Below are 22607 nucleotides of genomic sequence, written 5' to 3' on the forward strand. Positions count from 1 at the left end.
GGATTGACTATGAAAACATTAGAGAGCCAGCCGCCTACGAAGCGTAAGCAGAAAAAACAACCGTCAAAATGGGTCAAAGTTAAAAAAAGGCTGCTCGGAACAAACTCAGATAGGGGTTTGATAATGAAAGTCATATTTTATGCTCTACTTATCAGCGTAGGATTTGTCTTTTTATATCCAGTCATTTACATGATATCTTATTCTTTCAAAGATCTAAGTGACTTGCTGAACTCTTCAGTCAATTGGATTCCGACGCATTTTTATACTGAGAACATTACACGCGCCTATGAAGTTTTAGATTATATACCTACTTTGCTTGAAACAATATTTGTAGCAGTAGTACCCTCAGTTTTACAAATGATGGTAGCAGCTGTTGTAGGATATGGTTTTGCGAGATATGATTTCAAAGGTAAAAGAATACTACTCGTATTAGTTATTAGTACCTTTGTTATCCCGCCGCAAATCACAGTAATACCAAGATATATTCTATTTAATAATTTAGGTCTGCTTGGAAGTATAGCGGCTTATGCGATTCCTGCAGGTTTGGGGCAGGGGATAAACAGTGCGATATTCATCTTGATATTTTATCAGACCTATCGTGCCATACCCGTGTCACTGATCGAAGCAGCCCGATTAGATGGAGCAGGGGAGTTTAAAATCTTTACCAAAATAGGCATACCTATGGGACTATCAGCATTTATAATCAGCTTCTTGTTCTCATTAGTCTGGTATTGGAACGAAACATACTTGGCTTCAATATACTTTGGTGGAACATTGAGCACCTTGCCTTTAGAATTACAGCGTTTCGTTGCTGCTTACAATAATATGTTCCCAGGCAGCGGTGGCGACGGAATAGCAGGAGTAAATGAAGCAATCGAATTAGCAGCTACGTTGTTATCGATCATTCCACTGCTGATCATTTACTTCATTTCGCAAAAATGGTTTGTTGAAAGTATAGATAGATCCGGAATAACCGGTGAATAAAAAAGGAGAGTATTGACAAAATGAACAAAGAAGAAATACTGGAACTGGAAATGAAAGGCAGCTTCGACTTTTTCTGGAAAGAAGCGAATACGGACGAAAATAGTCCAGGTTATGGTCTAGTACGTGACGGGAACGGAGAAAAAGACGAACACAGAGCTAGTATTGCCTCTGTCGGCTTTGGTTTAAGTGCCATCGTGGTAGGTGTGGATAAAGGCTGGATAACTAAAGATGAAGGACATAAGAGAGCATTAGGAACACTTAAAACTTTTTGGCACAATGCAGAACATCTGAATGGTTTCTATTATCATTTTCTTAATTTAGAAACAGCTGAAAAGTTCGAAGCATTTTATGACTGTGCATCGATCATTGATACGGCTTTGCTGGTAAATGGGGCCATCACTGTCGCTGAATATTTCGGTGGCGAAGTGTATGAATATATGGACAAAATATATCATCGTATCGACTGGACAAAGTATTACGATGAAGAGCGTAATCTTTATTACATGGGCTATACTGAAGAAAAAGGCGGCTTTGGTCAATGGGATATGTATGCAGAACAACTAATGCAGTATATTTTAGGTGTCGCTTCACCGACACATGCCGTCCCGGCGAAAATTTACAAAGGTTTTGATCGTGAACTAAGAACGTATAAAGATTTTGAATTTTATGCCACAAGACATAATCCATTATTCGTTCATCAATATTCTCATGCATGGTATGACTTTGAAAACGTCGTGGATGAAGATGGCATCAACTGGTTTGATAATTCGGTATCAGCATCACGAGCACAAAAACAATATGCGATCGACCATCAGGACAACTATCCTTCTTACGGTGAAAACACATGGGGATTTACTGCGTGTGATGGGCCAAATGGTTATCATGCACATGGCGCTCCGGCTTACGATATAGACAATAAACCGTTAAAAAATGACTATGGAACCATTGCTCCCACGGCTGCTTTAGGCTCTATCGTATTTACACCAGATGATTCTCTGAATGTACTTGAAAACTTTTATAATAATATTCCGGAATTATGGAGCGAATATGGATTCCTGGACTCATTCAATGCGGAAGATAATGATTTATGGGTAGCTAAAAGAGTTATAGGTATCGATAAAGGCGCGACATTACTGATGGCCGCGAACTATCAGAGCGGTCTGATTTGGAAGCTTTATATGCAGAACAAGTACGTCAAAAACGCAACAGAAAAATTGAACTGGGTAAAAACATCTAAGTAAACCATTGACCATATAAGAAGAAAATATTAAAGGAGAGTATTCTAAGTGAAATTACTTTTTATTGATGTCGATTCACTGCGACCGGATCATCTAGGGTGTTATGGCTATAAGAGGAACACTTCCCCTGTTATTGATAAAATAGCTGAGAAAAGTGTCCGCTTTACAAATTATTATACGTCAGATGCACCTTGCCTGCCTTCAAGAACAGCCTTGACAACAGGAAAAATGGGTATAAGAACAGGATTGATCAACCATGGTGGAGAAGCATCAAAATTAAGAGTATCAGAACAGGATCTTGATTTTAAAGATAATTTAGATCGATTCAGCTTCGCAGGAATATTTAGACAAAAAGATATGGACACAACATTGATCAGTACTTTCCCTGAACGTCATTCAGCCTGGCATTTTAATGCTGGATGGAACCAAGTCATCAATGTTGGAAAACTAGGGGACGAGATCGCTTCAGATATCACGCCACTGGCTATAGAAAAATTGAAGCAAAAAGAAGGACAGGATGACTGGGTCTTATACGTCAACTACTGGGACCCGCACACCCCTTATCGTACGTCAGAAAGTTACGGGGAGCCTTTTGAAAATGATCCTTTGCTTCATGGTTGACCGAAGAAAAAATAAAAGAAGATCGAAAATTAGTCGGCCCTCATTCGGCAAGGGAAGTCGACATGTTCTGGAATAGACTGATCCCCGGATTCCCGAGACATCCCGCTGAAATAAAAGATATGAATGACATGCGGATGCTGATCGACGGTTATGATACGGGAATACGCTACATGGATGATCATTTGGGGATGCTTATGGAAGAACTGGAAAGACAAGGCATAGAAGATGACGTCATGATCATTATCACAGGAGACCACGGTGAGAACTTAGGTGAACTGGGTATTTATGCTGAACATGGTACTGCAGACAAATACACTTGTAATGTTCCGATGATCATAAAAATGCCTGGGTCAAAAGAAGGACATGTAGACAACGAATTACACTATAGCCTGGATATCCTGACTACACTTTGCGATCTGCTTGATGCAAGAAAAAGTGACGATTGGGATGGACAATCTTATGCTTCCACTTTAACTGAAGGAAAAGATAACGGCAGAGATTATTTAGTAATCAGTCAAAATGCCCATGTATGTCAGCGAAGCGTGCGATTTGATAACTGGCTATATATACGCACCTATCATGACGGGTATCATTTATTCGATAAGCATCAACTTTATGATTTGAAGGCTGATCCGCATGAGACCACTGACCTCTCAGATGAACATCCGGAAGTAGTGAAAGAAGCCATTGAGACATTAGCGACATGGCACGATGAAATGTTGAGTAAAATGAACGTCCCCCATGATCCTATGTGGACAGTTTTGAAAGAGGGAGGACCGTATCATGCGAATGGTCATCTAGAAATGTACATCAATGAACGGCTGATTCCGACTGGCAGAACGGAAGCAGCAGAGAAACTCAGAGAAAGACACCCTCACGAATTCAAATAGATCTGACCGAACATAGGACTGACAGTCTACTTTCCCGGAATACTCAGAGCTCTGATTATTCTGGGAAACTATTGTTCAGAGACTAAACTTACATTTTAAGGAGTAATGAAATGACTTGGTGGAAAAATGCAGTAATGTATCAGATTTACCCTAGAAGCTTTCAGGATTCTAACGGAGATGGGATAGGAGACATACAAGGGATCATCAGTCGACTTGATTATTTAAAAGAACTGGGGGTCACAGGCATATGGTTAAGCCCAGTTTATGAATCTCCAAATGATGATAACGGGTATGACATCAGTAATTATCAAGCGATCAACCCTGAGTTTGGAACAATGGAAGATATGGATCAATTGATAGAAGAAGCTAAAAAACGTAATATCCATATTGTAATGGATCTAGTCGTCAACCATACATCTGATGAACATAAATGGTTTAAAGAAGCTTTAAAAGGCAAAGAGAATAAATATAGAGATTACTATATCTGGAGAGACCCTGTGAACGGCAGTGAGCCAAACGATCTCGTTTCCATGTTCAGTGGTTCTGCCTGGGAATTGGATGAAGACTCACAACAGTATTTTCTTCATTTATATAGTAAAAAGCAACCCGATCTGAACTGGGAGAACCCTGCTGTCAGACAGGAAATATATGATATGATGAATTTCTGGCTGGAAAAAGGTATCGGTGGTTTTCGTATGGACGTTATTGACTTAATAGGCAAAGAACCAGACAAGTTGATAACAGGCAATGGCCCCAAATTACACGACTATCTTCAGGAAATGAATCAGCGATCCTTTGGGAATTATGATGTCATGACTGTTGGTGAAACGTGGGGAGTCACTCCGGAAAAAGCTCCCTTGTTTGCTTCTCCTGAACGTAATGAGTTATCAATGGTCTTTCAATTCGAACATTTAACCTTGGATGAAAAACCGGGGACATCAAAATGGGACTTATTAGATCTGGATTTCCTGAAACTAAAGCAGGTATTCAAAAAATGGCAGACAGAGTTACCCGATGATACTTGGAACAGTTTATTCTGGAATAATCACGATACTCCGCGGATCGTTTCACGGTGGGGAAATGATGAAGAATACAGAGAAAGAAGTGCCAAGATGTTCGCCATACTCCTTCATCTAATGAAAGGAACACCCTATATCTATCAAGGTGAAGAAATAGGGATGACGAATCAGCCGATTTCAGACATCAAAGAAGCGGAAGACATCGAATCGATCAATCTCTATTATGAACGGTTAGATCAGGGTTATTCTCATGAAGAAATCATACGTTCGATAAACGCCAAGGGAAGAGATAATGCACGCACGCCAATGCAGTGGAACGATGATAAACATGCAGGCTTTACAGAAGGCGAACCCTGGTTGAAAGTAAATCCGAATTATAAGGAAATAAATGTAGAGAATAATTTAGAACGAAAAGATTCCGTGTTTTATACGTATCAGAAGCTTATAGAACTAAGGAAAAACAATCCGATCATAACACAAGGTACATTCAAGCTCTTATTTGAAAAGCACCCCCAGCTTTTTGTTTATGAGCGTCAATATGATAATGAAATTTGGATAGTGATTGCCAATTTCAGCGAAGAACAATGTGATGTTACACTTGATGAAATGAACAATGGTTTTGAAATGATCATGTCCTCGACTGGAAAAGAACCATCTAATTATTCCAAATTTAAATTGGAACCATATGAAACACTTGTCATAAAAAATCAATAGAATAAAAATGGCTGCACACTAGTGTAAAACAAGTGTGCAGCTGATTTCATTTTCATTTAATTTATCAGAAAATCTTCTTTTTTCAGTAAATGTTCGGGGTTACTTCCGATCTCTGTATTGTGGAAAGACTCTCTGATCACACCATCATTTAAGTAGTTAGCAATGGCAAGCATAATCATTCCCTGGTCCAACGCCAAGTATGACTGCGCAACCGTTTCTGTTTTCAAGTTGACGGAGTCATAGTAGCCATACTCACCGTATATATCATATTCTCTTAACTTTTTTAAATTAGACATAACAGCGTCACTGTCATAATCTAAAGCAAGGAAGCTTGCATGCGGGGTCACTGTTGACTGACTCTCATAGCCCGAAATCCCCATTTCTGGAACACCAAATTCTGAATAACCATTTAGCGTTGCTGCCGGGGAAAGACCCCAGGCATTCAAGTCGTTAATTTCTGCATACTTGATTTGGGCCTCAACATGTCTTGCATTATTCAAACCTAATCCTTTTTCTGCTAATTGTATTTCATCTAATATAAGTGCCGGCATGAGACCTTCAAACATACTACCTCCCCAGCTGGGAACAAAGGTAATGTCTTCATACTCATAATGACCCTGATAGAGCTCTGTTCCATCATAAGTCACTTTTTCACCTTCAGGAATTTGAGACTGCCAAGTATCTGACGGTAACTGTGTACGATTCATTGCCCACCAGTGTTTTTCAGGTACATCTCCTTTTCCGATAGCCAAGTAGCTCGTCATGCGCGTTTCAGAATAAAAAGTACCGTAATGATGATCGGTCATTTTTTGTTCAGCGACATCGTATCCCCCACGAAACAAATCGTGATCTTCATCATACAAAGAACGGTAATTCATCTTATCAACTAAATCACTGCTTTGCGCATTTAGACCGTCAAAATATTCTCCTGCAATTATGAGGCTTGCAGTCAGCCATCCATTATCAACCATGGAAATGAACTGACCCCAATCCGACATGATTTCTCCTGAATTTATGTAGTACCAATTATAATAGAGACCGTTCCACGTATCCATTTCCTGTAATGTATCAAGAGTTGCTGCTATCTTTTCCTGTCCTTCTTCACGTGAGATGACATCTAAATCTACTGCAGAAACAGTACTTAGTATATACATCGCAATATTCGTGGGAGAAGTGTGGCCGGCTTTATCAATATGGTCTCTTACATCCACTCTGTCTGATGTAAGACCCGTTTTTTGATCAGTAAATTCTTCAAAGAAGGCATAGGTATCTTTAGCCACAGTATTAAGTTCTTCTTCATGCTTTTTTTCTGAGGATTCGCATCCAATTAAAAAGACAGCAAAAAACAAGATAAACACTTTTTTCATAAAGTCACTCCTAACGTTTTGATCACTTAAAATTTTAATTTTCACCGGTAATTCCGATTTAAAGACAATAATAGGTGGCAGTTTTATTACAATAAACACTTTACTGAAAGCGGAAAATGATCGGAAGGATAAGAACCATGAAACTTATCCGTTAAGGTTTCAGTCTTTAAAACTTCGACATCCCGATCGTAAAAAATATAGTCGATTTTACTCATGTCACTCCAGCTGGGATCAGAATCTAAAGTGCTCATAGTGCATGAGACATCCGGACCGACTTTATGAGGCGCAAGGGTTTCGCAATCCAAGAAATCATTGGTGATTACTTTATACCAGCGCTCTGAGCATCCACCGTTAAAATCACCCATCAGAAAAACAGGTCCTCTATCCTTTAATCTAGGCAATTTTTTTGCAATGAGTTGGGCAGAATGATAGCGTGCAGTTTCACTGACATGGTCAAAATGTGTATTTATAAACGTTAGTGTTTGCCCTGTTTTGATTTCTTTTAGAACGGCTGTCGTGAATATGCGTGGATAAGCCGCTTTCCATTCAACAGCTTGACTATTTTTAGAACCAGAAGGTGAGAGCCATGACGTTTCGGTTTCAATAAGATCAAACTTATCAGATTTAAAGATAATAGGATTGTATTCGGCATCACGTGATTCAGAACGCTTTGAACCGACCACTTCACAACCAGATAAAGACTTGAAATCATCTAACTGGTTTTGTCTTGTTTCTTGTATCCCTAGTATATCCCAATCATTTATTTCAATCTGCTTTTTTATATAAGAAAATCTATGAGACCAGCGGAATCTGCTGCCTTCAGCGCCGTCAGCGTGAGTGTCTGTTCTGATATTATATGTAGCAATTTTATATATGTATTTTTCCAATTCAATGCTCCTTATGTTTTGATGTCATTTTAAAATGGTAAACCATTAATTATAGATTGATAATTTTTGTTTAAAGAAAATCAGTTAAAAACTAGTAATAACGTCTTTATCATACATGCGAAACGTTTCTATTGCAAGCGTTTTATTTGTAAAAGAATTGTGAAATTAATACAATAAAGATAAAGATTATGGTATATTAGTTGTATAAGCCAAAAAGAATGGAGGGGCAATGAATGGTCGGTATACGTGATATTGCAAAAAAAGCTGAGGTATCTATATCAACAGTCTCTTACGCGTTAAATAATAGTCCAAGGGTAAGTGAAGCGACAAGAAAAAGGATACAGACCATTGCTCAAGAAATGAATTATATCCCCAATATGGCAGGTCAGAATCTGAGAAAACAAAAGACAGATATTATAGCTGTTTATTTGTCTTCTTATCAAGGTACATTCTATTCAGAACTTCTTGAAGGGATGAATACAAAAGCTAATGAATTAGGATTTGATCTAATCGTTTGTTCTGGGAAGAGAGCGCACTTATTTTTACCCCAGCGATTGATCGATGGGATTCTGGTTATAGATATGACCTATACAGATGAGGAATTATTAAAATATGCTGATTTGAAGTATCCAATAGTGGTATTAGATCGAAAGCTCGAGCATGATAACGTAAAGACGGTGTTGCTTGATAATAGAACAGGATCTCAAGCAGCTGTGAAAGATTTAATAAAAAAAGATGTTGATAAGATTTATATTATCTCAGGACCGCAAAAAAACTACGACAGTATAGAAAGAACTAAAGCCGCTGTTGAAGTAGCAGAAAGTGAGAAAATCCCATATGAAATTATAGTAGGAAATTTTGATGAGACCTCTGGCTACGAAGCTGGATCAAAAATAGAAATAGAATCATGGAAAAAATATGGGGTCTTTGCACTAAATGATGAAATGGCTCTTGGAATTTATAATTACATGTATGAAAATGATATAGATATCATTAATCAGCTGATAATAAGCGGATTTGACAAAAATAAAGTCATGCAGTATTTAAATCCGCCTATAAAGAGTGTATACTATTCAAAATATGAGTGGGGAGCTAAAGCTGTTACTGTTTTAAATGATCTGATTAAAGAAAAAGAGACAGAAGATGAATTAATTGCTACATATTATGGGACGAATTAAAAAAAGCTGCCACGAATGGCAGCTTTTTCTGTTTAATATTCTTCACTTAGTTCGATCGAAATGGCTAGCGTACCCCATTCTTGTTCTTTTTCTGGAGGATAAATCACATGCGTACGTTCAAGCATTTCCTCAAGTGTTGCATCTTTAGAACCGAGTGCGTCTGCAGGAAAAGCTTGAAACATCTCCTTAAAGGTAGGGAAGTGAGACAACTTTGTTATGCGTACCGTAACAGCTTCAAAAGGATTAGTTAATTTATTGAAGGTGATAAAGTCGCCTATTTTCAACTTCTGTCGTTTCAAATCATTCAGGCGGACTTCCACCGTTTTTTCGCCTGCTTCCACTAATTTGAAAGGCTTATCGTAAAGCCCCATAAAATAATGCATAGGGATTGTTCCTTTCTTGAAAAAACCTCCTGAAAAGACAGGAGGTTTTTCAGTATAGTTCCTATTTCAATAATGCTCATTCAGGCTTTGCTTCCTATTTTTCGTGAGTGTCAATCGAACTTACATAACTTTTTGGTGAGGTTCTAGTCATTTATGACGTAGAACCGCAGTATGAATCGACAATGAGGAGATTCACTACCTTATTGTCTAGTTATTTAAGTTTGACACGTTCACGAAAAAAGATAACCCAAGCCATTGCGCGGGATGCTCATTCAGGCTTTGCTTCCTATTTTTCGCGAGTGTCAGTCGAACTTAAATAACTTTTCTTATGCCCAGGCGCCTTTGCGGAAGACTGGGACACGTGTGCCGTCTTCGCGGATGCCGTCGATATCCATTTGGTCTGATCCGATCATGAAGTCTACGTGAACGTCAGAGCGGTTTAAGCCGGCTGCTTTGAGTTCTTCTTCAGACATTTCAGTTCCGCCTTCTAGGTTGAAAGCGTAAGCGGAGCCTAGTGCTAAGTGGTTGGATGCATTCTCATCAAATAGGGTATTGAAGAATGTTAAACCAGATTGTGAAATTGGTGATGCGTCAGGAACGAGAGCGACTTCGCCAAGTCGAGCCGCACCTTCGTCAGCTTTAATTAATTCTTTAATGACATCTTCGCCTTTATCAGCGGAAACGTCCACAACTTTTCCATCTTTGAAGTGGAATGTCATGCCTTCGATAATGTTACCAGCATAGCTTAATGGTTTTGTGGAAACAACCACACCGTCTACGCGATTTGCGTCAGGTGCGCTGAACACTTCTTCTGTAGGCATGTTAGCCATAAAGCGTTCGCCGCGTGAGTTCAAACTACCAGCACCTTCCCAGCGGTGGTTTTTAGGTAGTCCAACGGTTAAATCTGTTCCTGGCGCAGTGTAGTGTAAGGAAACAAATTGTTCTTTATTTAATTCGTCAGCTTTGGATTCCAATGTTTTATCTTTGTTTGTCCAAGTTGCGACAGGGTCTTCGTCATATAAGTGAATTGATTTGAAGATTCTGTCCCATAAAGCATCCACACGTTCTTCTTTCGTTTCTAGATCAGGGAATACTTTTTCTGCCCATTTTTCACCAGCAGCTGCCGCAACAACCCAGCTGACTTTGTTTGATTGGGTTGCTTTACGCATAGCAGAGAAAGCTTTTCCTCTTGCTTTTCGAGCAGCCGCAATCTTTTTATTGTCGAGTCCTTTTAGAGAATCAGGATCAGATGAGCGCACGCTAATACGGCTTGCTCCTTTTTCGATGTGATCCAGAGATTCATCTACTTTGTACTGTTCAACGGTTGAAACAACGTCTAGAGGAGCATGCTTGAAAGTTGAACGCGTGATTTGATCATCTGTCCATTTGACGATGACTTCTTTAGCTCCACGCTGGTAAGCTGCCTCGGTAATAAAGCGAGCAAGTTCTGCTTGATCTACGTCAACGCTCAAGACAACGGTATGCCCATCAGAAACATTTACACCAGTTGAAACGAGTAAATCCGCATATTTTTTTAAATTTTCTTGGAAATGTGGTAATGTCATTTAAATTCCTCCTATATATTTTTATTACTCTAATAATATTAGCATAGATGACAGTTTGTCACAATCTAAAACTTTCATCAAATTTTAATGTACTCAGATAAGTAATCGGATGATATAAACAAAATTGTTTAATATTTACAAAGATAGTCCAGTTGTATCGATCATATTAATTAAGTTTATTAACTTTTCACAAGAATACTTTCCTGTAAATAACCATAATGGTATAATAATGGAGAAGTAAGTGGAATGATTTACATAGTAGATGATTATACGTGTTAGGAGTGAGGGATGTGTCAAGGAAAAAGAGGATTATGAAGAAACATATTCTAGATGCCGCTTTAGATCTTGTTAAACATGATGGGTTTGAGGATTTTACTGCCCGTCGCATTGCTGAATCGTTGAATGCATCTACTCAACCCATATATAAAGACTTTAAAAATATGGATGATTTGAGAGAGCATTTGCTTCTTTATATTAAAACGATGGTGCAGGAAGAAGTATTTAAAGTGACTACTGGCGATAGGGGTTTGGTAGTTGTCTGTGCCAATTACATGCGCTTTGCAAAAAAAGAAGGCACGCTTTTCTGTGCAATCTTTATGGGAAAAGGACATCCCGCTGATGATTTAAATGCCTACGTGTTGAATTCCATATACGACGTTTTGGAAAACATGTCGGAATTTGAAGATTACACTGATCGAAAAGAATTCATGGAAATTATATGGCCAGCGGTACATGGTGCTGCTGTATTATCCGCTCAGGGGCAATTGGACTATCATGAAGAGGAGATAGATAATATTGCCAATTCTATAATATATTATGGAAAAACGGTTTGGAAAGACAAGAAGGTAGGCAAAATTTAGTTAATTAGAAAGACTTATCCAAATGATTTTCATTTAGAGAAGTCTTTTTTTTTAGGTTGCTTTAAGCTGTTTTGTTTTCATAGGCAGCTATCAATTTTTTGGCAAAGGCTTTAAGATTTTCTGCATCTTCTTCTTCAGGATTCAAGTTAACTTTGACATTTTCAGCGCCAAAAGTTGCGCCAGTTTTTTCAAATTGTTCATCAAAATCGTCAACTGATTTACAGTATTTCTCGTAAAACGTATCACCTGAACCAAAGTTTCCATAAATTTTGCCACTCAAATCGACGTCTTCTAATTCTTCATAAAAATCAACAATTTCATCAGGCAAGTCTGCGTCTGTCCCGTAGGTGTATGTACCAACTATGTTGATATCGTACTCAGTATAGTCTTCTGGATCAGCAACAATACTTTCTACAACCTCGACATCAGCACCAAGTTCGATGAAAGCTTGTTCCAAAATTTCCGCACATTCTTCTGTATTTCCCGTCAAGCTTGCGTAGACAATCATTACACTCGGCATCGTTTTATATCCTTCTTTCTGAAAAATCTCATTTATAGGTTCGTATTCATCTCATCAAAAGAAGAATACCATTTAAACGGATGCAATTCAATAAAAGACAGAAAGACATGACAGATTCAGACCTTTAATTATGATAAAGTCTGCGGAACAGGTATAATTGATAAGAAGAATGACGTTATAAAATGCATTTAAAATTGAGTACATAAAGGAGATTAGGTTTATGACTAAAGCAGTTGTGATTGTTAATCCGTCAAGCGGCCGTGCTGAGGGGAAAATATATGGCCCTAAAGTTCAAACAGAGCTTGAGAAAATATATGATGAAGTGGAATTGAAATGGACAGAAAAAGAGGGGGATGCGACGCGATTCACCCGTGAAGCAACGCAGCAACAAGTGGATGCTATTTATGCGCTAGGTGGTGACGGGACTGTCAATGAGTGTGTGAATGGGATTGCGACTGAAGAAAATCGTCCACCCTTTGGCTTCATTCCGCTAGGGACAGTGAATGATTTGGGACGCGTTTTAGGTATCCCAATGAATCCTGATAAGGCAGTTAAGGGTTTAACGACTCGTCGGAAAAAAGCGATTGATATTGGGAAGATTAATGATACGTTTTTTGTTGATATTGTAGCGATTGGCTCTATTCCCGAAGCTGTGCATTCCGTACCTGTTGAAGAAAAAACGAAATTAGGTCCCTTTGCTTATCTGCTGGAAGGGTTCAAGGCACTTTCTGAAAAAGAAGTGTACCCATTTAAGTTCAATGTTGAAGAGGAAATAACAGAAGTTGACTCATTCCTAGTCATTATCGCGCTGACTAATTCTGTTGCGGGGATTCCAACAATGATTCCAGATGCGAGTGAAGATGATGGCTTTTTACATTTACTGGCTGTAAAAGGAGAAAACATTGCCGAGAAGTTTAACTTGATTCCTAAGATATTCTCTGGAAAAGTGTCAGAAGATGACGATGTGTTTTACCGTAAATTTAAAACAGCAGAAATTTCCTTAACAAATGAGGAAAAATATAAAACAGTTGTCACAAACGTTGATGGAGACGAAGGCGATTATTTACCAATAAAATTAGAAGTATTTAAACACTACATGGAAGTCTTTGTACCTGACAAAAATGACTAAAGTGTGTATACTTGAAGTAAGAATTAGGGTAATAATTCACCTTGATTCCTAAAAAAGCTCCCCTATCAGATAAACTGTCCGCTTATTAAAATTCACTGTTCACAGGTAATCACAGTCACTCCTCAATTGAACCCTTTCATCCCTATAAAAAATAGGCGAGGAGACTAAATACGATCACTAGTCAACGAACACGACAATTTTGATAAAGAGAACCCACTTTTCTACTAAGCGGACGGTTTTTATAATAAAGAAAGAAGCCCTCGATTTTTCTGTCGAAGGCTTCTTTTTGTAATGCTTAAGAAGGATGAAACTGTCTAGCTAGACAGTTTCGACAGTAAAGCTTTAATGGAGGAACATACGCGCTAGAGCGCGTATGGACCGCATTGATATTTTTTGTGCTTTATTTTAGGTGGTTCGGCCACTGGTGCGTTAATTATCGTTAGGAAGTGTCAAAGCTGTGGGAGTTCGGCCATTGCATGACTAAATATATCTCAGAGTGTCCGAAGTCGAGTGAAGTTCGGACACTGGCGTATTGTTTCTTGTCTGGAAACGTCGAAACTGAGGAACTTCGGCCATTGTATGATTAAATATATCTTAGAGTGTCCGAAGTCGGGTGAAGTTCGGCCACTAGTGCATTAATTATCGTTAGGAAGTGTCGAAGTCTGGGGAGTTCGACCAATATATGACTAAATATATTTTAGAGTGTCCGAACGCAATATAATGTCCCTAACACCACCACACAATACGTCCGAATGACTTCATCTTTATTTGTGACAGATATGCTCTTCATTTATAAGAAATACATTAAAAAACGAAATAGTTTCGTGAGTTTTTAATTCTTTCGTAAATATCTATAGTGGAGGTGTTGAAATGAAGTTATTAAAAGAGAGAACTAAGTCTAAACTGCTTTTGGGACTGCAAGCTCTGGATAAACGAATGCATTTATCGAGTTCAGATAAGAATTATCTATTGAATCTTGAAAAAGGTTACGCGGGAGAGGCGCTTTTTGACGAAATTGTCAAAAAGCATCTGACGAATGATTGCTTGGTAATGAACGATTTGCTGCTTATTAGCGGAGGCAACAGCTTTCAAATTGACAGCCTTGTCATGACAACGGATGCGCTGCATATTTACGAGGTGAAAAATTATAAAGGAAATTATCAGTTTTCTGCGGGTCAACTGCTAACTCTGTCAGGTCAAGAAATCGTCAGCCCTGTCACTCAAATAAGCCGCTCTAAAACATTAATGAAGGATGTGATCAAGGAATTTGGATCAGGCCTAACGGTGAAATCATTTATCGTATTTGTTCATCCCACGTTTTCCTTGTATCTAGCTAAGCCGACCGACCCGTTCCTCCTACCGAATCAGATAGAAAAGCATTTGAACGAACTCAATCAGCACAATATTTCTTTGACAAAGAAACAACGATTGGCAGCTGAAAAAATAGTGCGTGAACATAAAACAGAGGTTCCTTATCAAAAATACCTGCCTGACTATGACTTGAATAATTTGAAACAAGGTTTATTTTGTCCTAAATGTAGTAGTGCATCATTAGAAATAACAAGAGGACGAGCCAAATGCAGGGACTGTTCTCATAGCGTGGCGACTTACGAGTTGATCATTGGGCATATAATGGATTTTAAATTGCTATTTCCAGATGAAAAAGTAACGACGAGGAAGATATGCCAGTGGTGCGGAGGGGAAATTAATTCTAGAAAAATTAGGCGGATATTAATTAAGGCGTTCGAAAAAGAAGGGAAAACTAGCGCTACATATTATTTGTAAAGGGTCTGAGCCTTCGATTTTGTATCGAAGGCTTCCTTTTATATTTTTTAGTAGGGATAAAACTGTCTGGCTAGACAGTTTTTACAATAGAGAATCAGATAAGAACATACGCGCCCTGGCGCGTATGACCAGCATTGATTGTTTGGTTTGTGCTTTGTTACTATCGGCGTTTAAACAACTAGCGTAGTCCTGTCCGATAGCGCTTGTCCAGTTCGGGTGAAGTTCGGACACTGGCGCATTGTTTCTTGCTTGGAAACGTCGAAGATGGGTGAGTTTGACCATTACATGACTAAATATATCTCAGAGTGTCCGAAGTCGAGTTAAGTTCGGACACTATCACATTATTTATTGTCTGGAACCGTCGAAGATGGTGAAGTTTGACGATTTCTTGACTAAATATATCTCAGAGTGTCCGAACCCACGCTAAGTTCGGACACTGCCACATCAATCATCATCTGGAAATGTCGAAGATGGAAAACTTTGACCATTACGCAATCAAATAGTCCTTAATGTGTCCGAACGTTATCTAAAACGTTATCTAGGACGTCATGTAAAACGACCCCCAACACACGATGCCCACACGTTACGCCAATATCACACCCACACCCCGCTCAAACGCACCTAAACATGCACCATCAGCAACAGTTCATCTGAATTAACAAGTTTTCGATAAAAAAGGTTTTTAATGCCTAGTGTTTTCGCTATAATAGTAGAGGAAATGAATAATGAAGGAGAATGTTTTGTGATCACATTAAAATCATCTCGCGAAATTGAAGCGATGGATAAAGCAGGCGATTTACTTGCTGAAATCCACGAAAGCTTGCGCGACTTTATAAAACCGGGTATTACAGGGATGGATATTGAAAACTTTGTAGAAGATATCATCGACAAAAACAATGCAATAGCTGAACAAAAAGGCTTTGAAGGCTATAAATACTCAACCTGTGTGAGTGTCAACGATGAAATTTGCCACGGCTTTCCTAGAAAAGAAAAGTTGAAGCAAGGGGACCTGATCAAAGTTGATATGGTAATCAATTTGAACGGCGCCTTGGCAGATTCATGTTGGAGCTATAGCGTGGGTGAGCCGACGCCGGAACTTGAAAAATTGATGGATGTTACAAAAGAGGCGCTATATAAAGGGATTGAAGCGGCTCAACTGGGGAATCGCATGGGGGATATTGGTCATGCCATTCAAGCCTACGTTGAAGGAGAAGGCTATTCGATTGTACGAGAATTTGTTGGGCACGGCATTGGACCAACGCTACACGAAGCACCGAGTGTTCCACATTATGGAGAAGCGGGTAAGGGCTCGCGTTTAAAAGAAGGTATGGTTATTACGATTGAACCGATGGTGAATACTGGAACATGGCGTTCTAAAATGGATGATAATGGTTGGACAGCGCGTACGCAAGATGGCGGACTTAGCTGCCAATATGAACACACCATTGCGATTACCAAAGAAGGTCCACGTATTTTAACAAAACAAAAAGGCGAATAATATTGCCTATAGACTGTAAAAGGAAGCCCACATAGACGGGCTTCTTTTTTTTACAATAATATAAGCATTATACAGACAGTCGCCTCTTTACTTCTGTTAAAATAAATAAGATAAGAACGATTGACAGAGGAGATATAAGAATGAAAACAGAAATTATTTCAGTTGGGACGGAGCTTTTGATGGGCTACGTCATCGATACCAATGCACCCGAGATTGCGCAGGAACTTTTGGATATCGGCGTAGGTATTTATTACAAGCAGACAGTCGGGGATAATCCCGAACGGTTAGAAGCCGCTTTAAAACTCGCCTCACAACGATCGGATCTCATTATCCTGACAGGAGGGCTTGGGCCGACGCAAGATGACATTACCAAACAAGTAGCCGCTGAATTTTTTGGCGATGAGCTGGTTACAGATGACAAACAGCTTGGTTTGATGAATGACTTCTTTGAAAAACGTGGGCGAAAGCCAGATGAAAATGTGTACCGTGAAGCCTTGACGTTTAAAAATGGTCAGACGTTTCATAACGCTGTTGGGCTAGCTTGTGGCGCTGCCTATAAACTGAAGCGTCAAGGAGAGAGCGCGAAGCATTTTATTCTGCTACCAGGGGTCCCGCACGAAATGAGAACCATGCTTAAAAATGAAGTGAAACCGTATATACAAGAAAATATGCAGCAAAATGAAAAGATTGAATCACTCTTCATGAATTTTAATGGGATTGGTGAATCGAAAGTCGCGACCCTTTTGGATGAACGGATTGAAGCCCAAACGAATCCGACCATCGCCCTGTATGCCAAGCCTCGTCACGTAACCATTCGAATCACAGCCAGTGCAGCCAGCACCAAGGAAGCTAAAGCATTGAATCAAAAAGTAGCCGACGATATCCTAAACATGCTGTCCGAAAACTTTATCGGCTATGGCGAAAATCAGACGGTTGAAAACCATGTCATGGCATTATTGGAAAATAAACAGCTGACCCTAAGCCTTTCAGAAGGATTTACATCCGGGCTCGTCATGTATTCTTTGACAAATGTTTCAGAAAAGACGTCAGTGATTGAAGGCGGGCGAGTGGTGAAGGCAAACAAAGCAAAAGTAAGGAAGTGGGGTCTCACTCATTTGGATAATAAGTCAACAGAAGAAAGAGTAGAAGCCCTGGCCCTTAAAACGAGAGAAGACTTTAATACAGATATCGGACTGAGTATTGAAGCAGACACCACTTTTGATGAAAGAAAACACGTCATGTCTGGCACAGGATACATTTCAGTCTCTTTGAAAGGTAAAAAAAGTCAAACAAAGGCCTATCCTCTTTCTCAAAAATCACCCGCTATACTAAAAGAAATCCTTAAAAACGAAGCCCTCGCTTTTTTAGCCGAACGAGTAAAATAAAAATTAAACGTATAAAGAGCAGTCTCACTTTCTAGTGAGTCTGTTTTTTCTTTGAATGAGATGAATGACTCTTGAAATCACAGATGGGCCACTGAGCTTAATAGGTTGAAATGAAGAAGTGATAGAGGAGTGAATCGATTCATTTACACCTTAAACATCGCGTATATTTTTCATTAACCTTTCAACAAGCAATAAACTTGTTGAAAAAGGGGAAAGTTAGTATACTCTTGGGTAGAAAAGAGGTGCACTATGGTTAAGCGGAATGATGCGATCGATACCCTTAAAGCCTTGGCAATTATTTCAGTTATTTTTGTCCATGGTTTATCCGATGTGAGGCTATACAAAATTTTTGCGCCTTATTATATTTGGCAGGCCGTTCCTGTTTTTATGGTACTCATGGGGTACAATGCCGCACAGTCATTTATGAGAAAAAATCAAACCAAATTATCACGTATTTTTACGCCGCATTATCTCATGAACAAAGTCCGGCGTATTTTTCTACCCTTTACCTGTATCTGGCTATTGGAAGTAATCATTCAGTACGTACACTTTGAAAATAAAGATATTAAGAAACTTTTGACTAGCTATTTTGAAGGCGGTTACGGACCGGGGAGCTATTTTATACCAATAATGATTCAAGCGACAGTCATTATCCCCTTCCTATATATCATAATGAGAAAAAAGCCGACACGAATGATGATCCTGCTATTTTTTGTCAGTTTATTTATAGATGTCATGTCGTACACTTTGACTATTGACGGAAGTTTATACCGTATTTTAATTATTCGTTATCTTTTCGCACTGGTCTTGGGCATATGGTATGCCCTTAAAAAGTCTGATATAAAAGTGAAAGGGTTAATAATTCCAGCCTTGGTCAGTTTTATTTACATTACAGCGGTCTACTATTATGACTGGATAGGTATTGTCGAAAAATTTTGGAACAGCCAACATGCCCCATCCTATTTTTATACCCTTTTGATTATCCTAGTCGCCAATAATTATTTAAGCATAGGGCGGGAGTCACCTCTAGAAAAACTAAGCCTTCTGATTGGGCGGGCATCTTTTCATATTTATTTAACTCAAATGTTTTACTTCTGGTGTATTCATGCGTATTTTTCGGATTTAAGTGGCATCCTTTATGTGTTCACCTTTTTAACCATCCCAATCGTAATCGGTCTCTTATTTTATAAGTTGGACATTAAATGGACCAAGCCAAACCAGACTAGAAAAGATAAAAAAAGCCGCTAATCCAGCGGTTTTTTGCTTTCAACAAGGTTTGACTTCAATTAGAAAAACAACTATAACAAGCTCCTTTTCAGTAAGAAGTTAAGACCATCCTTTTGAAAAAAAGTAGTGAAGGCACCGTATTATCTCAAGGTCCTGTACCAAAAAACATAAACCTTCTAAAATGAACCCCTTGCCTAAAAAATAATTGGGTGAATCATCCAGACAATTTAAAAAAGCAAAAAAAGCAAGAGCAGACATAGACTGCTTTGACTACAAGCATCTTAGGTGTGAATGAATTGATTCTGTAAAATATTTCAGATATGCTAAAAAAGAAGAGAGGGGAGACAGATAATGACAACTAAACAAATGATTGTGCTGTTTTTTAGCGCTTTGATCAGTTACTGTGTAATATTCTTAGTGATACGCCTCTCAGGTAAGCGGACACTATCTAAAATGAATGCCTTTGATTTTATTATCACCGTGACAATGGGCGCAGTATTTGGAAGCACATTACTTAATTATCAGACAAAACTTGTGCAAGGCATTTACGTCATCGCCTTACTATTACTGTTTCAGTTCACGACAAGTTTACTTTCATCGCATTTTTCACTAATGGAATCCTTTTTAAGAGCACAACCGTCACTGCTTTATTATAAAGGCATGTACAAGGACAGAATTTTAAAAAAAGAACGCATTTCTCGGGCTGAAGTGGTTCAAGTGGTTCGCGAGCACGGAATAGGAAAGATGGAAGACGTAGAAGCGGTCGTTCTGGAGCCGAATGGCAGCTTATCCGTTATAAAAGTACAAGCAGAAAGCAAGCAACCATTAGATACGTTGGAAAACTTAAAAAATTAACGGTCTAACAAAAAAGAGAAACCTTATTGACTGAAAGGGGTAAACACTATGATCGGTCTAGTGAGTATCGGTTTATTAATCGTTTTGTCCACCATAATAGATATTGTTTGGACAACTTTATGGGTAGAAGGGGGAGCTGGGTTCATTACAGACAAACTCTGCAAAGTAACCTGGTTTGTGATGACGAAAATAACTGGAAAAAATAGAAAAGTATTACGACTTGCGGGACCTTTACTGCTTATCAGTACCTTACTGATGTGGGTTGTTTTACTGTGGTTCGGATGGTTCTTAGTCTTTTCAGCCAGCCCTCAAGCAATTATGAATACATCAAATCCACAAGCCATCAGCTGGCAAAATGTGATTTACTATTCAGGCTATACCTTGTTCACCTTGGGACTTGGCGACTACTCCCCGAGCGGCCCATATTGGCAATTACTGACAGCCATAGCCAGCGGAACGGGCATGTTATTTTTCACATTTGGTGCATCTTACATCATCTCAATCGTCGGCGCCGTGATAGACAAACGCTCTTTTTCGAGCAGCATATCAGAAATTGGAAAAAGTTCCGAAGAAATCGTTGGCGCAGCCTGGAATGGGAAAGACTTCAGTAACATCGATCTACTCTTGATGAATCTTTCAGATAATTTAAGTAAAGTAGCTATCAAGCATAAAGCCTATCCATTGTTGCACTATTACCACACAAGTGATAAGAAAAAAACAATGTCTTTAACTGTTCCAACCTTGGATGATGCACTATCCATACTCGCTTATGGGACAGAAGAAAAAGCCAAACCCAATCCGATATTACTGAAGAAATTTAGAAACTGTGTAAAAGATTATTTAGACGTCTTGGAAGAAACCTATATGACTAAAGCAGACAAAGCATTGGCGCTACCCGACTTGACAGGCTTAAGAAAAAAAGGGTACCCCCTTGTGTCAGATGCGGACTTTAGCAAAAAGATGCAGCATCAAAAAGAAAGAAGACAACAACTCCTAGGGTTCGTACTCAAAGATAATTGGACAGCTGAAGATATTGAAAAGTTGAAATAAAGAAGAAGACCATACGCGCTAGGCGCGTATGCACATTATAAAAGGCACTATCAAACAAAAAAGTCGGCGAGCCGCCGACTTTCCTTATTTCTCGTCACGAGTTTTTGACTTATTAAACGAAACTTCTGACGAGAAACCATTAGCTTAACAAGTCGGCACTCAAAATTAGAAAACTCGTGACGAGAACCGATTAGCGTACGCAGTTTCATCAATAAACACCGAAACTCATCACGCTAATACCAAAAGACATCAAAACACGAACACAACAGACGCAAAAAGCCGCCAAAATGGCGGCTTTTCTTATTACAATCAAAAATAATTTAACTTTCGTACCCATTTGGATTCGATTTTTGCCAGTTCCAAGATGTACGGCACATGTTTTCAAGTGAATGTGTGGCTTCCCAACCAAGTTCGTTTTTAGCTTTCGTTGCATCAGCGTAACTGGTCGCAATGTCACCGGAACGACGGGCGACCATCTCATAAGGAATAGTAACATCATTCGCACTTTCAAAGGCATGAACAACATCCAGAACCGAGTAACCTTGACCTGTTCCCAGATTATAGGCTTCAACACCCGTCATCCCCATCACTTTTTCCAAGGCTTTGATATGGCCTTTTGCCAGATCAACCACATGGATATAGTCACGTACGCCTGTACCGTCTTGTGTAGCATAGTCAGAACCGAAAACAGAGAGCTTTTCACGTTTACCAACAGCTACTTGTGTGATATAAGGCATCAAGTTGTTTGGAATATCATTCGGGTCCTCGCCGATTCGTCCCGATTCATGCGCACCAATAGGGTTAAAGTAACGCAGTAAAGCCGCACTCCACTCATTATCCGCAATGTACTGGTCTTGGATAAACTGCTCGATAAACATTTTAGTTGTCCCGTATGGATTCGTTGTGGACAAAGGCATTTCTTCGATGAAGGGGGCTTCATTGTTCATGCCATAAACGGTGGCGCTTGAGCTGAAGACGATATTCTTCACATTGTATTCATTCATCAATTCCATCAATACAATGGTTGCGTTTAAGTTGTTGTTGTAATATTTTAACGGTTTGGCCACAGATTCACCCACGGCCTTGTATCCAGCAAAGTGGATAACCGCATCAATATCATGTGCGACAAACACCTCACGCAAGGCTTCTTTATTGCACAGATCTACTTCGTGAAAAGGAACTGTCTTACCTGTAATTTCTTTCAATCGGTTCAAAACTTCTGGTTTAGAGTTGGAATAATCATCCACAATGACCACATCATAATTTTTCTCGATCAATTCTACCACAGTATGGCTGCCGATATATCCAGCCCCGCCTGTTACTAAAATCGCCATTAAAATCGCTCCTTAAAAGTGAGTTATGTACTTAATATATTTCCTATATTTCCTTCCTATAGTGTACCATAACACTTACCTGTTTTGCACTGAAATACCCCCATACATGACAAACAGA

20 protein-coding genes are annotated in these 22607 nt (G+C 39.1%); 14 read left to right on the forward strand and 6 right to left on the reverse strand.

Annotated features, from left to right (window positions below):
• The first annotated feature begins 9 nt into the window (after nucleotides 1-9).
• The 5 genes from BMX83_RS01715 to BMX83_RS01730 all read left to right on the forward strand — a co-directional run bounded on the left by BMX83_RS01715 (nucleotide 10) and on the right by BMX83_RS01730 (nucleotide 5466).
• Nucleotides 10-984 (forward strand): carbohydrate ABC transporter permease, encoded by a 975-nt coding sequence (locus BMX83_RS01715; protein WP_091632433.1) that lies wholly within the window; start codon nucleotides 10-12, stop codon nucleotides 982-984.
• A gap of 20 nt (nucleotides 985-1004) precedes the next feature.
• On the forward strand, nucleotides 1005-2225 hold the full coding sequence (locus BMX83_RS01720; RefSeq protein ID WP_091632435.1) for a glucoamylase family protein: 1221 nt from the start codon (nucleotides 1005-1007) through the stop codon (nucleotides 2223-2225).
• A gap of 45 nt (nucleotides 2226-2270) precedes the next feature.
• Nucleotides 2271-2843 carry a sulfatase-like hydrolase/transferase gene (locus BMX83_RS10955; RefSeq protein ID WP_218141903.1) on the forward strand — a complete coding sequence of 191 codons (573 nt, stop codon included), beginning with the start codon at nucleotides 2271-2273 and terminating at the stop codon, nucleotides 2841-2843.
• 62 nt (nucleotides 2844-2905) lie between these two features.
• Complete coding sequence (locus tag BMX83_RS10960; protein WP_218141904.1) at nucleotides 2906-3733, forward strand: sulfatase family protein; 828 nt, start codon at nucleotides 2906-2908, stop codon at nucleotides 3731-3733.
• Nucleotides 3734-3843: 110 nt separating this feature from the next.
• Nucleotides 3844-5466 carry a glycoside hydrolase family 13 protein gene (locus BMX83_RS01730; protein ID WP_091632438.1) on the forward strand — a complete coding sequence of 541 codons (1623 nt, stop codon included), beginning with the start codon at nucleotides 3844-3846 and terminating at the stop codon, nucleotides 5464-5466.
• Nucleotides 5467-5522: 56 nt separating this feature from the next.
• Here the strand turns inward: BMX83_RS01730 and BMX83_RS01735 are convergent, their stop codons facing one another.
• Both BMX83_RS01735 and BMX83_RS01740 read right to left on the reverse strand, forming a co-directional pair.
• Nucleotides 5523-6833, reverse strand: a complete 1311-nt coding sequence (locus tag BMX83_RS01735; protein WP_091632441.1) for a glucoamylase family protein — start codon at nucleotides 6831-6833, stop codon at nucleotides 5523-5525.
• A gap of 86 nt (nucleotides 6834-6919) precedes the next feature.
• Nucleotides 6920-7720 carry an endonuclease/exonuclease/phosphatase family protein gene (locus BMX83_RS01740; RefSeq protein WP_177170454.1) on the reverse strand — a complete coding sequence of 267 codons (801 nt, stop codon included), beginning with the start codon at nucleotides 7718-7720 and terminating at the stop codon, nucleotides 6920-6922.
• Between the two features lie 233 nt (nucleotides 7721-7953).
• On the opposite strand from BMX83_RS01740, the gene BMX83_RS01745 reads away from it, so the two are divergent.
• Nucleotides 7954-8898, forward strand: a complete 945-nt coding sequence (locus BMX83_RS01745) for a LacI family DNA-binding transcriptional regulator (RefSeq protein WP_091632446.1) — start codon at nucleotides 7954-7956, stop codon at nucleotides 8896-8898.
• Nucleotides 8899-8930: 32 nt separating this feature from the next.
• Here the strand turns inward: BMX83_RS01745 and BMX83_RS01750 are convergent, their stop codons facing one another.
• The gene (locus BMX83_RS01750) at nucleotides 8931-9281 is read right to left on the reverse strand and encodes an ASCH domain-containing protein (protein WP_091632449.1); all 351 of its coding nucleotides are present in this window, start codon (nucleotides 9279-9281) and stop codon (nucleotides 8931-8933) included.
• A 326-nt stretch (nucleotides 9282-9607) separates the two neighbouring features.
• Nucleotides 9608-10846, reverse strand: a complete 1239-nt coding sequence (locus BMX83_RS01755; protein ID WP_091632451.1) for an aminopeptidase — start codon at nucleotides 10844-10846, stop codon at nucleotides 9608-9610.
• Nucleotides 10847-11157: 311 nt separating this feature from the next.
• Here BMX83_RS01755 and BMX83_RS01760 point away from each other — a divergent pair, with 311 nt between their 5' ends.
• Complete coding sequence (locus BMX83_RS01760; RefSeq protein WP_143059467.1) at nucleotides 11158-11706, forward strand: TetR/AcrR family transcriptional regulator; 549 nt, start codon at nucleotides 11158-11160, stop codon at nucleotides 11704-11706.
• A gap of 61 nt (nucleotides 11707-11767) precedes the next feature.
• Here BMX83_RS01760 and BMX83_RS01765 read toward each other — a convergent pair whose 3' ends face one another.
• The gene (locus BMX83_RS01765; RefSeq protein ID WP_091632456.1) at nucleotides 11768-12226 is read right to left on the reverse strand and encodes a flavodoxin; all 459 of its coding nucleotides are present in this window, start codon (nucleotides 12224-12226) and stop codon (nucleotides 11768-11770) included.
• A 220-nt stretch (nucleotides 12227-12446) separates the two neighbouring features.
• Here BMX83_RS01765 and BMX83_RS01770 point away from each other — a divergent pair, with 220 nt between their 5' ends.
• The 7 genes from BMX83_RS01770 to BMX83_RS01800 all read left to right on the forward strand — a co-directional run bounded on the left by BMX83_RS01770 (nucleotide 12447) and on the right by BMX83_RS01800 (nucleotide 21155).
• Entirely contained in the window at nucleotides 12447-13355 is a 909-nt protein-coding gene (locus tag BMX83_RS01770; RefSeq protein ID WP_091632459.1) for a diacylglycerol/lipid kinase family protein, read from the forward strand.
• 870 nt (nucleotides 13356-14225) lie between these two features.
• Nucleotides 14226-15140 (forward strand): nuclease-related domain-containing protein, encoded by a 915-nt coding sequence (locus BMX83_RS01775; RefSeq protein WP_091632462.1) that lies wholly within the window; start codon nucleotides 14226-14228, stop codon nucleotides 15138-15140.
• A gap of 742 nt (nucleotides 15141-15882) precedes the next feature.
• Nucleotides 15883-16638, forward strand: coding sequence for a type I methionyl aminopeptidase (gene map, locus BMX83_RS01780; RefSeq protein ID WP_091632548.1), 756 nt, complete (start codon nucleotides 15883-15885; stop codon nucleotides 16636-16638).
• A gap of 140 nt (nucleotides 16639-16778) precedes the next feature.
• Entirely contained in the window at nucleotides 16779-18023 is a 1245-nt protein-coding gene (locus BMX83_RS01785; RefSeq protein ID WP_091632464.1) for a CinA family nicotinamide mononucleotide deamidase-related protein, read from the forward strand.
• A 249-nt stretch (nucleotides 18024-18272) separates the two neighbouring features.
• Nucleotides 18273-19271, forward strand: a complete 999-nt coding sequence (locus BMX83_RS01790; protein ID WP_091632467.1) for an acyltransferase family protein — start codon at nucleotides 18273-18275, stop codon at nucleotides 19269-19271.
• 330 nt (nucleotides 19272-19601) lie between these two features.
• Nucleotides 19602-20105 (forward strand): DUF421 domain-containing protein, encoded by a 504-nt coding sequence (locus BMX83_RS01795; RefSeq protein ID WP_091632468.1) that lies wholly within the window; start codon nucleotides 19602-19604, stop codon nucleotides 20103-20105.
• Between the two features lie 48 nt (nucleotides 20106-20153).
• Nucleotides 20154-21155: a potassium channel family protein gene (locus BMX83_RS01800; RefSeq protein ID WP_091632471.1), complete on the forward strand. Its 1002-nt coding sequence runs from the start codon at nucleotides 20154-20156 to the stop codon at nucleotides 21153-21155.
• A gap of 320 nt (nucleotides 21156-21475) precedes the next feature.
• On the opposite strand, the gene galE is transcribed toward BMX83_RS01800, so the two are convergent.
• Nucleotides 21476-22489 carry a UDP-glucose 4-epimerase GalE gene (gene galE, locus BMX83_RS01805; RefSeq protein WP_091632474.1) on the reverse strand — a complete coding sequence of 338 codons (1014 nt, stop codon included), beginning with the start codon at nucleotides 22487-22489 and terminating at the stop codon, nucleotides 21476-21478.
• Between the last annotated feature and the right edge of the window lie 118 nt (nucleotides 22490-22607).

Source organism: Alkalibacterium gilvum (genome assembly GCF_900109085.1).
Taxonomy (GTDB): Bacteria; Bacillota; Bacilli; order Lactobacillales; family Carnobacteriaceae_A; genus Alkalibacterium; species Alkalibacterium gilvum.

What these genes read in the sequence shown, in the direction of transcription:
- BMX83_RS01715 (WP_091632433.1), top strand. Translation starts at nt 10, where the DNA reads ATGAAAACATTAGAGAGCCAGCCGCCTACGAAGCGTAAGCAGAAAAAA.
- BMX83_RS01720 (WP_091632435.1), top strand. Translation starts at nt 1,005, where the DNA reads ATGAACAAAGAAGAAATACTGGAACTGGAAATGAAAGGCAGCTTCGAC.
- BMX83_RS10960 (WP_218141904.1), top strand. Translation starts at nt 2,906, where the DNA reads ATGTTCTGGAATAGACTGATCCCCGGATTCCCGAGACATCCCGCTGAA.
- BMX83_RS01730 (WP_091632438.1), top strand. Translation starts at nt 3,844, where the DNA reads ATGACTTGGTGGAAAAATGCAGTAATGTATCAGATTTACCCTAGAAGC.
- BMX83_RS01735 (WP_091632441.1), bottom strand. Translation starts at nt 6,833, where the DNA reads ATGAAAAAAGTGTTTATCTTGTTTTTTGCTGTCTTTTTAATTGGATGC.
- BMX83_RS01745 (WP_091632446.1), top strand. Translation starts at nt 7,954, where the DNA reads ATGGTCGGTATACGTGATATTGCAAAAAAAGCTGAGGTATCTATATCA.
- BMX83_RS01750 (WP_091632449.1), bottom strand. Translation starts at nt 9,281, where the DNA reads ATGCATTATTTTATGGGGCTTTACGATAAGCCTTTCAAATTAGTGGAA.
- BMX83_RS01755 (WP_091632451.1), bottom strand. Translation starts at nt 10,846, where the DNA reads ATGACATTACCACATTTCCAAGAAAATTTAAAAAAATATGCGGATTTA.
- BMX83_RS01760 (WP_143059467.1), top strand. Translation starts at nt 11,158, where the DNA reads ATGAAGAAACATATTCTAGATGCCGCTTTAGATCTTGTTAAACATGAT.
- BMX83_RS01765 (WP_091632456.1), bottom strand. Translation starts at nt 12,226, where the DNA reads ATGCCGAGTGTAATGATTGTCTACGCAAGCTTGACGGGAAATACAGAA.
- BMX83_RS01770 (WP_091632459.1), top strand. Translation starts at nt 12,447, where the DNA reads ATGACTAAAGCAGTTGTGATTGTTAATCCGTCAAGCGGCCGTGCTGAG.
- BMX83_RS01775 (WP_091632462.1), top strand. Translation starts at nt 14,226, where the DNA reads ATGAAGTTATTAAAAGAGAGAACTAAGTCTAAACTGCTTTTGGGACTG.
- BMX83_RS01785 (WP_091632464.1), top strand. Translation starts at nt 16,779, where the DNA reads ATGAAAACAGAAATTATTTCAGTTGGGACGGAGCTTTTGATGGGCTAC.
- BMX83_RS01790 (WP_091632467.1), top strand. Translation starts at nt 18,273, where the DNA reads ATGGTTAAGCGGAATGATGCGATCGATACCCTTAAAGCCTTGGCAATT.
- BMX83_RS01795 (WP_091632468.1), top strand. Translation starts at nt 19,602, where the DNA reads ATGACAACTAAACAAATGATTGTGCTGTTTTTTAGCGCTTTGATCAGT.
- BMX83_RS01800 (WP_091632471.1), top strand. Translation starts at nt 20,154, where the DNA reads ATGATCGGTCTAGTGAGTATCGGTTTATTAATCGTTTTGTCCACCATA.
- galE (WP_091632474.1), bottom strand. Translation starts at nt 22,489, where the DNA reads ATGGCGATTTTAGTAACAGGCGGGGCTGGATATATCGGCAGCCATACT.